Raw genomic sequence first — 11,720 nt, 5'->3', positions numbered from 1 at the left:
CATGACTTCCCAATTCGTCCTGACCATGGGGCGCGACGCGCTCACCATGCTGCTGATGGTGTCCATGCCGGTGCTGGGCGTGGTCATGGCCGTGGGCCTGGCGGTGAGCATCTTCCAGGCCGTTACGCAGATCCACGAGGCCACGCTGGCCTTCGTGCCCAAGCTGATCGCTGCGGTCATCGTGTTCGCCATCGCCGGGCCGTGGATGATCTCCACGCTGGTCGACTTCCTGCGCCGCACCATCGAGGCCATTCCGTCCGTGGTCGGGTGATCACCTTCTCCGAAGCCCAGATCATGGCCTGGCTGTCGCCGGTGCTGTGGCCGTTTTTGCGCGTGCTGGCGCTGTTTTCGGTGGCGCCGGTGTTCTCCATGCGCGTCATTCCGGTGCGCAGCCGCATCGCCCTGGCCTTTCTGATCGCCGTGTGTGCCCAGGCCGTGCTGCCGCCGGCGCCGGTCATCAGCGTCAATGGCCCCGAGGCCCTGGGCGCAGTGGTGCAGCAGGTGGGCGTGGGCGTGGCCATCGGCTTTGCCGTGCGGCTGGTGTTCGCCGCCGTGGAGCTGGCCGGCGAGGTCATCGGCCTGCAGATGGGGCTGAACTTCGCCTCGTTCTTCGATCCGGCCAGCAACGCCCAGGTCAGCGCCGTGGCGCGCTTTTTCGGCAACATGGCGCTCTTGCTGTTCGTGGTCATCAACGGGCACCTGATGGTGCTGATGGCGGTGGTCAAGAGCTTCGAGCGCTTCCCGGTGCAGGGCCACTGGCTGGAGGCGGTCGGGCAGATGCGGCTGCACGAGCTGGGCGGCTCCATCTTCGCCAGCGCGCTGTGGATCGCCCTGCCCATGGTGGTGATGCTGCTGTTCGTGAACCTGACGCTGGGCATCATCTCGCGCGTGGCGCCGCAGATGAACATCTACGCCGTGGGCTTTCCCGTCACCCTCACCGTGGGCCTGCTGGGCATCGCGGCCACGCTGCCGCTCTTGGAGCAGCCCATGCTGGCGCTGCTGCAGCAGGTCATCGACCTGTTCGCGCCGCTTTGATTTTGATAGCTGCTTGCGCTTATCCAGCGCGGTTTTGCGATAGGAAAGCGCCTTAAAACAAGGCAAATCAAGCGCCAGCAGCTATCATTTTCATACCAGCTGGTTGCGGATGGCGTACACCGTCAGCTCGGCGTTGTTACTCAGCTTGAGCTTTTCCAGCACCCGCGCGCGGTACACGCTCACCGTCTTGGGGCTGAGCATCAGCTCCTCGGCGATGTCCGACAGCCGCCGCCCGGAGGCGATCTTGACCAGCGTCTGCAGCTCGCGTTCGGACAGCTGCTCGTGCGGCAGTTCGGCCGTGGGCTGGGCCAGGCTGTCGGCCAGCAGCTGCGCCACCTCGGGCGTGAGGTACTTGCGCCCCTGCATGACGGTGTGCACCGCGGTGATCAGCTGCAGCGGGTCGCTCGCCTTGTTGGCATAACCCTGCGCCCCGGCGCGAATCGCCCGCAGCGCGTACTGGTCCTCGGGGTACATGGAGACGATCAGCACGCGGATCTGCGGGTGCGTGTCGCGCAGGCTGGCCAGCACCTCCAGACCGCTGCGCCCGGGCAGGTTCAGGTCCAGCAGCAGCACGTCGCAGGCGGCCGTGCGCAGGGCCTCGCGCAGCTCCGGGTAGCTGCCGGCCTCGGCCGTCACGGTGATGTCCGGCGACTCGACGAGCGTGTCGCGGATGCCGCGCCGCAGCACGGCATGGTCGTCGCACAGAACCACGTGGATCACGGCCCGACTGCTCCTTCTTCATTGGCTTGCATGGGCGCCGATGGTAGCTCGGGCAGCGGCAGCGACAGCACGATGGCCGTGCCGCGGCCGAGCTGGCTGCTCACGTCCATCCAGCCCCCGGCGCGGCGCGCCCGCTCGGCCAGGCCCCTCAATCCGAAGGAGCGGGGCTTTTTCAGCATCTCGGGTGCGATGCCGCGGCCGTCGTCGGAGACCTCCACCGTCAGCACGCCCTCGTGGTCGGACAGGTCGATGCGCACCTGCGTGGCCTGGGCGTGCTTGTGGATGTTGGTCAGCGCCTCCTGCGCCGTGCGGTAGGCCACCAGCTGCAGGGCCGGCTGCGCGCTGTCGATGGCCTTGCAGTCGCAGCTGACCCGCACCGGCAGCCGGGTGCGCCGCTCGAAGGTCTCGGCCAGCCACTGCACGGCGGCCACCAGGCCCTGGTCCAGGACCGGCGGGCGCAGGTTCATCATGATGCGCTGGCTGGCGTCGATGGCGTGCTCCAGCATCTCGCTGGCCGTGGCGGCGTGCTCGCCCAGCGGGCCCTCGGGTGCGTGCCGGCCGATCCACGCCAGGTCGAAGCGCGCCGCCGTCAGGGCGCCGCCGATGTCGTCATGGATCTCGCGGGCGATCGCCGCGCGCTCTTCCTCGATGGAGGTCTGCAGGTGCTCGGCCAGCGCCGCCAGGCGCTGCTCGGACTCGGCCAGGTCAGCCACCGCCTGCTCGCGCGCGCGCCGGGCCTCGGCCACCTCCAGCGCGCGCTCGATGACGTGCGGCAGCCGCGCCATGTCGTCCTTGAGCAGGTAGTCGGCAAAGCCCAGGCGCATGGCGTCCACCGCCGCCGCCTCGCCGATGGCACCCGACAGCAGCACCAAAGGCGGGTGGCCGGGGCGGGCGCTCACCAACTGCCAGGCGTCGATGGCGGTAAAGCCCGTCAGCCGGTAGTCAGCCACAATCACATCGAAAGTCTCGCTGTCCAGGCAACGGGCCAGCCCCTGCAGGCTGTCCACCTGGCGGATCTCGTGCGGCACCCGGGCGCGGCGCAGCGTCATGCGTACCAGGGCCTGGTCGGCGGGCGAGTCTTCGAGATGCAGCACCCGCACGGGTCTTTTCGGAGCCTCGGGTTCGGTGTTGTTGGGTATCATGGGATACATATTGGAACAATTGGGGTGCAGGCCGTCTGCACTGCCATCATGGCTGTCTTGCCTTCGGCGCCGCTGCGGCGCGATGGAGAAACGATGCAATCTACGCTCAACACGCCGCCCGGCCCTGCAGTGCAGGTGCCGGTGCTGGTCGCGGCCGAGTTGCAGGACTCGCTGTTGATGGCCATGCACGACCTGCAACGCCTGGAAGGGCTGCTCAATCACGCCACCGACAACCTCCTGGCACGCTTTGGCGAGGCCAATGCCTCGCTCAGCGACAGCGTGGTGGCCGGCTCCGGCGAGCTGTCGGCGCTGCGCAACGCGCTGCGCAACGCGGTGACGGAATTGCAGTTCCACGACATGGCCACGCAGCTGATCGCCCACACCAGCCGCGTGCTGCAGGGCTGCGCTTTCCGCCTGGCCGCCGAAACCATGGGCGACAGCGAGGACGAGGCCGCCGCACCGCTGGAAGGCCTTGCCCCCGAACGTCCCAACCCCGTCACGCAAAGCGAGATGGAGGCGGGCTCGGTCGAGCTTTTCTGACGAATCCAAGGCGCCGGCACCCGCCTGCCCACCATCCACACTGGTCCAATAAGAAATTGAAGTTGCTGGAGCTAATACATGCAGTCCATTCTCGCCGTCGATGATTCCCCTTCCATGCGGAAAATGGTGTCCTTTACGCTCACCTCGGCGGGCTACCACGTCGTGGAGGCCGTGGACGGCCAGGACGCGCTGGAGAAGGCCGAGACGCACGACATTCACCTGGTGCTGGCCGACCAGAACATGCCGCGCCTGGACGGCATCGGCCTGACGCGCAAGCTGCGCGAGCACCCGCGCTTCAAGACCACGCCCATCCTGATCCTGACCACCGAATCCAGCGACCAGATGAAGCAGGCCGGGCGTAGCGCTGGCGCCACGGGCTGGCTGGTCAAGCCCTTCGATCCCACGCGCCTCATCGAAGTCATCCAGAAGGTCATCCGCTGAGCGTCACCGCCCCGGCATCGGCCCCCGAGCAGTACACAGGAACACCCCCATCATGGCGGACACCCACCAAAGCGGCGCAGGCATGGACTTCGACCTGAGCCAGTTTTATCAGATCTTCTTCGAGGAGGCGGCAGAGAACCTCGACCAGATGGAGCAGATGCTGCTGGACCTGGACGTGAGCGCCGCCAACGACGAGGAGCTCAACGGCATCTTCCGCTGCGCCCACTCCATCAAGGGCGGATCGGCCACCTTCGGCTTCTCCGACGTGGCCGAGCTGACCCACCAGATGGAGTCGCTGCTGGACCGCCTGCGCCGCCACGAGCTGCAGCTGGTGCCGCAGATGGTGGACGTGCTGCTCGAATCCGCCGACGCCTCGCGCAGCCTGCTGGCGCGCCACCAGGCCGGCGGCGAGGGCGAGGGCGTCTCCACCCACGAGCTGGTGCGCCGCATCAGCGAGCTGGCCGCCGGCGGTGGTGCCATACCGGCGCCGGCACCCGCGCCGGTGCCTGCTCCGGTTGCGCCCCCGGCAGCACCCGTGCCGGCGCCCCCTGCGCAGCCGGCCCCTGCCGCCATGCCGGCGGCCGCTCCGGCCGGTGCCGAGCGCGCGCTAGAGATCCACATCGGCCCGCTGCCCCAGCCGGCCCTGGCCGACGCCATCAAGGAGCTGTTTCGCGACATCCCCGGCCTGGGCACCATCGCCGACCTGCCCGACAGCCGCGCCGACATGCGCCGCTTTGCCGTGCGCACCACCTCCAGCGACGAGGATCTGCTGGACCTGTTCGTCTTCCACGTTGCCAAGGAGCAGGTGTGCATCCTGCCCGCGGCGGGCGAGGGCGGCGGCGCTGCGGGCGACGCACTGGCCGAGCCCTACGGCTTTTTCCCCGGCGCCCCAGGCGTTCCGGCCCAGCCGGGTGCGGTGGCCGCTTCCGCCGCTGCGCCGGCCGCCCCGGCAGCGCGCCCGGCAGCCGGCCGCGCCGGCGCGGAGGGCAAGGGCGGGGCCGGCGCCTCGTCCATGGAGTCCACCACCATCCGCGTGGCCGTCTCCAAGGTAGACCAGCTCATCAACTTGGTGGGCGAGCTGGTCATCACCCAGGCCATGCTGGCGCAAAACAGCCGCGGGCTCGATTCCGGCCTGCACCAGCAGCTGTTGGCCGGCCTGGCCGACCTGGACCGCAACACGCGCGATCTGCAGGAATCGGTCATGTCCATCCGCATGATTCCGATGTCCACGGTGTTCAGCCGCTTCCCGCGCATGCTGCGCGACCTGGCGGCCAAGCTGGGCAAGAAGGTGGAGTTCGTCACCCACGGCGAGGCCACCGAGCTGGACAAGAGCCTGGTGGAGAAGATCACCGACCCGCTGACGCACCTGGTGCGCAATAGCTGCGACCACGGCATCGAACTGCCCGAGGAGCGCCTGGCCGCCGGCAAGCCCGAGCACGGCACGCTGACACTGTCCGCATCGCACCAGGGCGGCTCCATCGTCATCGAGGTGCGCGACGACGGCAAGGGCCTGTCGCGCGAGAAAATCCTGAAGAAGGCGCGCGAGCGCGGCATGGACGTGTCCGACGCCATGCCCGACAGCGAGGTCTGGAACCTGATCCTGGCGCCGGGCTTCTCCACCGCCGAGGTGGTCACCGACGTCTCCGGCCGCGGCGTGGGCATGGACGTGGTCAAGAAGAACATCGCCGCGCTCAACGGCTCGGTGGAGCTCGACTCGGCCGAGGGCTACGGCATGCGGGTGTCCGTGCGGCTGCCGCTGACGCTGGCCATCATGGACGGCATGTCCGTGGGCGTGGGCGACGAGGTCTACATCCTGCCCCTGTCCTCGGTGGTCGAGTCCTTCCAGGTCAATCCCCAGGAGGTCAACACCGTGGCCCAGGGCTCGCAGCTGGTCAAGGTGCGCGAGGAGTACATGCCGGTGATGGCGCTGGAGAAGATCTTCCAGGTGCCGCGCCCCGAAGGCGGCGCCACCAGCAGCATCATGGTGGTGGTGGAGGCCGACGGCAGCCGCGTGGCCGTGCTGGTGGACGAACTGCTGGGCCAGCACCAGGTGGTGGTGAAGAACCTGGAGACCAACTACCGCAAGGTGCCCAACGTCTCGGGCGCCACCATCCTGGGCGACGGCACGGTGGCCCTCATCCTGGACACCGCCGGGCTGGTGCGCCGCGCGCGCCACTGACGGCGGCTCCCGAAGCAACGCAAGGAACCAACGCATGAATGCGGTGATGAACGACAAGAACGCTGGCGCGGCCACCGGGGCGCGCGAATACCTCACCTTCCGCCTGGGCCAGGAGGAATACGGCATCGACATTTTGAAGGTGCAGGAGATCCGCGGCTACGAGACGCCCACGCGCATCGCCCAGGCCCCGGCCTTCATCAAGGGCGTGACCAACCTGCGCGGCACCATCGTGCCCATCGTGGACATGCGCCTGCGCTTTGCCTGCGCGCGGGCCGACTACGACACCTTCACCGTGGTCATCATCCTGAACCTGCGCGAGCGTGTGGTCGGCATCGTGGTGGATTCGGTGAGCGACGTGATGGAACTGGCGGCCGAGAACATCCGCCCCGCGCCCGACGTGGACAGCGCCATCGACGCGGCCTGCATCCGCGGCCTGGGCTCGGTGGGCGACCGCATGCTGATCCTGCTGGACATCGAAAAGCTCATGTCCGGCGTGGACATGGGCCTGGCCACGGCAGACTGACCAAAGCCTGAAGGCACGCCCCGCACCCCGCATGAGTACCGAATACGCCGCCCTGCACCACAGCCCCGCCGCCGTGCGCCGCGCTGCGCTGCGGCCCGTGGCCGATGACGCGGCGGAAGAGGCTGCCGAGGGCCGGGAGTTCGCCTGGACGCAGGCCGACTTCGTGCGTGTGCAGGCGCTGATCTACCAGCGCGCCGGCATCAGTCTGCACGACGGCAAGCACGCCATGGTCTACAGCCGCCTGTCGCGCCGGCTGCGCGAGACCGGGCACAAGAGTTTCCAGGAGTACCTGGGCTGGCTGGAGGGCCACGATGGCCCTGAGTGGCAGGAGTTCGTCAACGCGCTGACCACCAACCTGACGGCGTTCTTTCGCGAGCAACACCATTTCGAGATTCTCGCGTCGCTGCTGCGCACGCGCGCCGCCGGACCGTGGAACATCTGGTGCAGCGCCGCCTCGACGGGCGAGGAGCCCTACTCCATCGCCATGACGGTGCAGGAGACGCTGGGCGCCAGCGTGCCCTTCAAGCTGGCCGCCAGCGACATCGATTCGCGCGTGCTGGCCACCGCCGCGGCCGGCGTCTACCGCGTGGACGGCCTCAAGGGCCTGTCGCAGGAGCGGCTGCAGCGCTTCTTTCAGCGCGGCAAAGGCAGCAACGCCGGGCTGGCTCGTGTCAAACCGGAGCTGCGCAGGCCCATCGAATTTTTAAGCGTGAACCTGATCCGCGACGACTGGCCTTTCCGCGAGCCGTTCGACGCGGTTTTCTGCCGCAACGTGATGATTTACTTCGACGCCCCCACCCAGCGGCGCGTGCTCGAGCGCATCCACCGCGTGCTCAAGCCGGGCGGCATGCTGTTCGTGGGCCATGCGGAGAACTTCAGCGACTCGCGCGATCTATTCGTGCTGCGCGGCAAGACGGTGTACGAGCGCGTCTGATCGCCGGCCATCCACCACAAGGCATTGCGACCATGCAACCCCCCCGCGCCGACTCCAGCTCCGCCTCGTCGGCCTATGAGCGCCGGCACGTGCCGCGCATCATGCCGCTGGACCGTGCCAGCCCGGCGCCCGCGCCGCAGGTGACGCTGGCCGAGCTGAAGGCGCGTCCGCGCCGCCCGGGCGAGGCGTCGTTCTATTTCTTTGACCACCACTTCCAGCACAACGCCGTCAAGGTGCTGCCGGGCGAATACTTCGTGGCCCGCGAGCACATGACCATCGTCACCGTGCTGGGCTCGTGCATCGCCGCCTGCCTGTGGGACAGCCGCGCCGGCGTGGGCGGCATGAACCACTTCATGCTGCCCGACGGCGACAGCGCCGATACCTCGGGGCGCTACGGCTCGTACGCCATGGAACTGCTCATCAACGAAATGATGAAGCTGGGCGCGAGGCGCGAGACGCTGCAGGCCAAGATCTTCGGCGGCGCCCAGGTCATGGCCAACTTCACCACCATGAACGTGGGCGAGCGCAACACCCGGTTTGTGCAAAACTACCTGGCGACCGAGCGCATTCCCATCGTCTCCGAGGACGTGCTGGACATCCACCCGCGCAAGGTGGTGTTCTTCCCCGTCAGCGGCAAGGTGATGGTCAAGCGCCTGGCGCACGCCCACCCCGAGGCGCTGGCCGAGGAAGTGGTGCGCGGCAATGCCGCCAGCGTGGCGCGTGCCACCAGCGGCGGCTCGGTCGACCTGTTTTGAATTTTTGAACTGAAGACGTTGTGTGAGAACCACCGGCCCGGGCGCCCAGCGGCGGCCCGCCGGCCAGGGAAGGCGGCAAAAAGAACATGAGTAGCAGGGGCAGCAAGATACGCGTGATCGTGGTGGACGATTCGGCACTGGTGCGCAGCCTGCTGGCCGAGATCATCAACCGCCAGCCGGACATGCAGTGCATCGGCACGGCCAACGACCCGCTGGTGGCGCGCGAGATGATCCGCGAGATGAACCCGGACGTGATCACCCTGGACGTGGAGATGCCCCGCATGGACGGCATCGACTTCCTGGGCCGGCTGATGCGCCTGCGGCCCATGCCGGTGGTCATGATCTCCACGCTGACCGAGCGCGGCGCCGAGGTCACCATGCGCGCGCTGGAACTGGGTGCCGTGGACTTCGTCGCCAAGCCGCGCGTGGGCCTGGCCAGCGGCCTGAACGATTTGGCTGCGCAGATCGTGGACAAGATCCGCGTGGCCGCCGTGGCCCAGGTGCGCCGCGCACCGGCCGCCAGCGCCGGCGCCATCGTGCACCCGCCCGCCGGCGGCGCGGCGCCCGCGGCGGCCGCGCCGGTGGCTGCCTCGCCGCTGCTCGGGCGACTGTCCACCGAGAAAGTGGTGGCCATCGGCGCCTCCACCGGCGGCACCGAGGCCATCCGCGAGGTGTTGGTGCACCTGCCGGCCGACTCGCCCGCCATCGTCATCACGCAGCACATGCCGCCGGGCTTCACCACCAGTTTTGCCGCGCGCCTGAACAGCCTGTGCCAGATCACGGTGAAGGAGGCGGTGCAGGGCGAGCGCATCCTGCCCGGCCACGCCTACATCGCGCCGGGCGGGCGCCAGTTCGCGCTGGCCAAGAGCGGCGCCAACTACGTCGCCGTGGTGGACGACGGCCCGCCGGTGAACCGCCACAAGCCCTCGGTGGAGGTGCTGTTCAAGTCGGTCGCAGCCCACGTCGGGCGCAACGCCGTGGGCATCATGCTGACCGGCATGGGCGCCGATGGCGCCGCTGCCATGCGCGAGATGAAGGACGCCGGCAGCTACAACTACGTGCAGGACGAGGCCAGCTGCATCGTCTTCGGCATGCCGCGCGAGGCCATCTCCCACGGCGCGGCCGACGAGGTCCTGCCCCTCACGCAAATCGCTCCGGCCCTGGTGGCGCGCCTGCGTGGCGCGGGCGACCGGGTGCACCACCGCATCTGACGGGGCCGGCGTCTCTGGCTGGCCGCTTCAAAAAAATGAGCTGCCAGCGCTTGATTGGCAAGGGTTTGCAATTCTTTTCATATGCAAACCGGCTTGCAGTAAGCGCCAGAAGCTCATGTATTGATAGCGCTTCTCAGGCCGACAGCGCCTCCCAGCGCTCCAGCGCCTGCATCAGCAGCTCCTCGATCTCGCCGTCGCGCGCATGCAGCGCGGCGGCGCGGGCGCCGTCGCGGGCGTAGAGGCTGCCGTCCGCCAGCTCTTCGCGCAGGGCGAGCTGCTCGGCCTCCAGCGCCTCGATCTGCGCCGGCAGCTGCTCCAGCTCGCGCTGCTCCTTGTAGCTGAGCTTGCGCTTTTGAGTCGCCGCCGGTGCGTCCGCCGCTGCTGCACGCTTGGCCGGCTCGCGGGCCGCCTTGTCGTCCTTGCGCCCGGCCGGGGTGGCGGTCGCGGCCAGCGCGCGGCTGCGGCGCGACTGCGTCAGCCAGTCCTGCACGCCACCCTCGTACTCGCGCCAGCGGCCTTCGCCCTCACTGACGATGGTGCTGGTCACCACGTTGTCCAAAAAGGTGCGGTCGTGGCTGACCAGGAACACCGTGCCGTCGTAGGTCTGCAGCAGCTCCTCCAGCAGCTCCAGCGTGTCGATGTCCAGGTCGTTGGTCGGCTCGTCCAGCACCAGCACGTTGGCTGGCCGCGCGAACAGGCGCGCCAGCAGCAGGCGGTTGCGCTCGCCGCCCGACAGTGAACGCACGGGCGAGTGCGCGCGCGCTGGCGAGAACAAAAAGTCCCCCAGGTAGCTCTTGACATGCTTGCGCTGGTTGCCGATCTCGATCCACTCGCTGCCCGGGCTGATGAAGTCCTCCAGCGTGGCGTCCATGTCGATGGCCTGGCGCATCTGGTCGAAATAGGCCACCTGCAGGTTGGCGCCGCGGCGCACGCTGCCGCTGTCGGGCTCCAGCTCGCCCAGGATCAGTTTGAGCAGCGTGGTCTTGCCCGCGCCGTTGGGGCCGAGCAGCCCGATCTTGTCGCCGCGCAGAATGGTGGCGCTGAAGTCGCGCACGATGGCGCGATCACCGAACGTCTTGTTCACGCCCGCCAGCTCGGCCACGATCTTGCCCTGGTAGCCGCCCTGGCCGCTGCCCGAGGCAACGTCCATCTTCACGCTGCCCAGCGCCTCCCGCCGCGCGGCGCGGCTTTCGCGCAGGGCTTGCAACCGGTTGATGCGGCTGACGCTGCGGGTGCGCCGCGCCTCCACGCCCTTGCGGATCCAGACCTCCTCCTGCGCCAGCAGCTTGTCGGCGCGGGCGGCGATCACCGCCTCCTGCGCCAGCTGCTCTTCCTTGTGCTGCTGGTACTGCCCGAAATTGCCGGGGTAGGAGCGCAGCTGGCCGCGGTCCAGTTCGACGATGCGCGTGGCGATGCGGTCCAGGAAGGCGCGGTCGTGAGTGATGGTGACCACCGCTCCAGGGAAGGCAAGCAGCAACTCCTCCAGCCACTCGATGGAGTCCAGGTCGAGGTGGTTAGTGGGCTCGTCCAGCAGCAGCACGTCAGGGCGCGTGACCAGCGCCTGCGCCAGCGCCACCCGCTTCTTGGTGCCGCCCGACAGCGTGCCGACCACCGCCTGCGGGTCCAGGTGCAGGCGCTGCAGGGTTTCTTCCACGCGCTGCTCCCAGTTCCAGGCGTCCAATGCTTCGATGCGAGACTGCAGGGCGTCCAGGTCTACCCCCGGAGCGGCCGTCAGATACTGCTCGCGCAGCGCGACGGCCTCCGCCAGGCCTTGCGAGGCAGCCTCGAACACCGTGGCATCAGGAGCCAGATCAGGCTCCTGCGCCACATAGGTCACACGCAAACCCTGCTGCACGTGCAGCACGCCGTCATCGGACTGCGCCAGCCCGCCCAGGATCTTCAGCAGCGAAGACTTGCCCGCGCCGTTGCGCCCGATCAGCCCTACGCGCTCGCCACTCTCTAGCGCAAAGTCCGCATGGTCCAGCAATGCCACATGGCCGAAGGCCAGCTGCGCATCCGTCAAAGTAAGAAGTGCCATGCGCCCATTATCGAAGGGGCGCCTGCAGAGGTAGGAGAGACGCTTTTTTACAGAAAAGTGACCAATCGGCTTTTTCCGGGAAAACCCTGGGCTATACTTCAGTCCACGCTGCAACCGACACGGTTTCTGTCACAAGAACAAGTTGGAAGCAGCCGGAGGGGCTCTTCAAAAAATCTTCTCCTGCCTTGCAACTGTCCAGATT

General features: G+C 68.2%; 12 protein-coding genes. 9 read left to right on the top strand and 3 right to left on the bottom strand.

Annotated elements, in window-relative coordinates; genetic code table 11:
• Position 1: 1 nt before the first annotated feature.
• A complete protein-coding gene (fliQ, locus tag RT282_RS16805) occupies positions 2-271 on the top strand; it encodes a flagellar biosynthesis protein FliQ (RefSeq protein WP_312306651.1) in 270 nt (89 codons plus the stop codon).
• Positions 268-1,035 (top strand): flagellar biosynthetic protein FliR, encoded by a 768-nt coding sequence (fliR, locus tag RT282_RS16800; RefSeq protein ID WP_312306652.1) that lies wholly within the window; start codon positions 268-270, stop codon positions 1,033-1,035. Before fliQ ends, fliR begins: the two co-directional genes overlap by 4 nt.
• Positions 1,036-1,125: 90 nt before the next feature.
• On the opposite strand, the gene RT282_RS16795 is transcribed toward fliR, so the two are convergent.
• Together RT282_RS16795 and RT282_RS16790 are read right to left on the bottom strand one after the other, a co-directional pair.
• Positions 1,126-1,755, bottom strand: a complete 630-nt coding sequence (locus RT282_RS16795) for a response regulator transcription factor (protein WP_312306653.1) — start codon at positions 1,753-1,755, stop codon at positions 1,126-1,128.
• Positions 1,752-2,897, bottom strand: coding sequence for an ATP-binding protein (locus RT282_RS16790; RefSeq protein ID WP_313316144.1), 1,146 nt, complete (start codon positions 2,895-2,897; stop codon positions 1,752-1,754). Before RT282_RS16790 ends, RT282_RS16795 begins: the two co-directional genes overlap by 4 nt.
• 93 nt (positions 2,898-2,990) lie before the next feature.
• Between RT282_RS16790 and RT282_RS16785 the strand changes: the two genes are divergently transcribed.
• From RT282_RS16785 to RT282_RS16755, 7 genes are all read left to right on the top strand, one after another.
• Entirely contained in the window at positions 2,991-3,437 is a 447-nt protein-coding gene (locus tag RT282_RS16785) for a hypothetical protein (RefSeq protein WP_312306656.1), read from the top strand.
• Positions 3,438-3,515: 78 nt separating this feature from the next.
• A complete protein-coding gene (locus tag RT282_RS16780; RefSeq protein WP_106845436.1) occupies positions 3,516-3,878 on the top strand; it encodes a response regulator in 363 nt (120 codons plus the stop codon).
• 52 nt (positions 3,879-3,930) lie between these two features.
• Positions 3,931-6,057: a chemotaxis protein CheW gene (locus RT282_RS16775; RefSeq protein ID WP_313316141.1), complete on the top strand. Its 2,127-nt coding sequence runs from the start codon at positions 3,931-3,933 to the stop codon at positions 6,055-6,057.
• A 34-nt stretch (positions 6,058-6,091) separates the two neighbouring features.
• The gene (locus RT282_RS16770) at positions 6,092-6,580 is read left to right on the top strand and encodes a chemotaxis protein CheW (RefSeq protein ID WP_312306658.1); all 489 of its coding nucleotides are present in this window, start codon (positions 6,092-6,094) and stop codon (positions 6,578-6,580) included.
• A gap of 31 nt (positions 6,581-6,611) precedes the next feature.
• Positions 6,612-7,514 (top strand): CheR family methyltransferase, encoded by a 903-nt coding sequence (locus tag RT282_RS16765; protein WP_313316139.1) that lies wholly within the window; start codon positions 6,612-6,614, stop codon positions 7,512-7,514.
• Positions 7,515-7,546: 32 nt separating this feature from the next.
• Positions 7,547-8,269, top strand: coding sequence for a chemoreceptor glutamine deamidase CheD (cheD, locus tag RT282_RS16760; RefSeq protein ID WP_409519506.1), 723 nt, complete (start codon positions 7,547-7,549; stop codon positions 8,267-8,269).
• Between the two features lie 86 nt (positions 8,270-8,355).
• Complete coding sequence (locus RT282_RS16755) at positions 8,356-9,480, top strand: chemotaxis response regulator protein-glutamate methylesterase (RefSeq protein WP_313316137.1); 1,125 nt, start codon at positions 8,356-8,358, stop codon at positions 9,478-9,480.
• A gap of 133 nt (positions 9,481-9,613) precedes the next feature.
• On the opposite strand, the gene RT282_RS16750 is transcribed toward RT282_RS16755, so the two are convergent.
• Entirely contained in the window at positions 9,614-11,518 is a 1,905-nt protein-coding gene (locus RT282_RS16750) for an ATP-binding cassette domain-containing protein (RefSeq protein ID WP_313316134.1), read from the bottom strand.
• Positions 11,519-11,720: the final 202 nt, after the last annotated feature.

The sequence above is a fragment of the Pulveribacter sp. genome, from assembly GCF_032079985.1.
In the GTDB taxonomy this organism is placed as follows: domain Bacteria; phylum Pseudomonadota; class Gammaproteobacteria; order Burkholderiales; family Burkholderiaceae_C; genus Melaminivora.
Note: the sequence above shows the minus strand (reverse complement) of the source record. Positions and strands in the feature narration are given on the sequence as shown.

Excerpts from the sequence above, each read along its gene's own strand:
- fliQ (WP_312306651.1), top strand. The coding sequence starts at position 2 with ATGACTTCCCAATTCGTCCTGACCATGGGGCGCGACGCGCTCACCATG.
- RT282_RS16790 (WP_313316144.1), bottom strand. The coding sequence starts at position 2,897 with ATGATACCCAACAACACCGAACCCGAGGCTCCGAAAAGACCCGTGCGG.
- RT282_RS16785 (WP_312306656.1), top strand. The coding sequence starts at position 2,991 with ATGCAATCTACGCTCAACACGCCGCCCGGCCCTGCAGTGCAGGTGCCG.
- RT282_RS16780 (WP_106845436.1), top strand. The coding sequence starts at position 3,516 with ATGCAGTCCATTCTCGCCGTCGATGATTCCCCTTCCATGCGGAAAATG.
- RT282_RS16775 (WP_313316141.1), top strand. The coding sequence starts at position 3,931 with ATGGCGGACACCCACCAAAGCGGCGCAGGCATGGACTTCGACCTGAGC.
- RT282_RS16770 (WP_312306658.1), top strand. The coding sequence starts at position 6,092 with ATGAATGCGGTGATGAACGACAAGAACGCTGGCGCGGCCACCGGGGCG.
- RT282_RS16765 (WP_313316139.1), top strand. The coding sequence starts at position 6,612 with ATGAGTACCGAATACGCCGCCCTGCACCACAGCCCCGCCGCCGTGCGC.
- cheD (WP_409519506.1), top strand. The coding sequence starts at position 7,547 with ATGCAACCCCCCCGCGCCGACTCCAGCTCCGCCTCGTCGGCCTATGAG.
- RT282_RS16755 (WP_313316137.1), top strand. The coding sequence starts at position 8,356 with ATGAGTAGCAGGGGCAGCAAGATACGCGTGATCGTGGTGGACGATTCG.
- RT282_RS16750 (WP_313316134.1), bottom strand. The coding sequence starts at position 11,518 with ATGGCACTTCTTACTTTGACGGATGCGCAGCTGGCCTTCGGCCATGTG.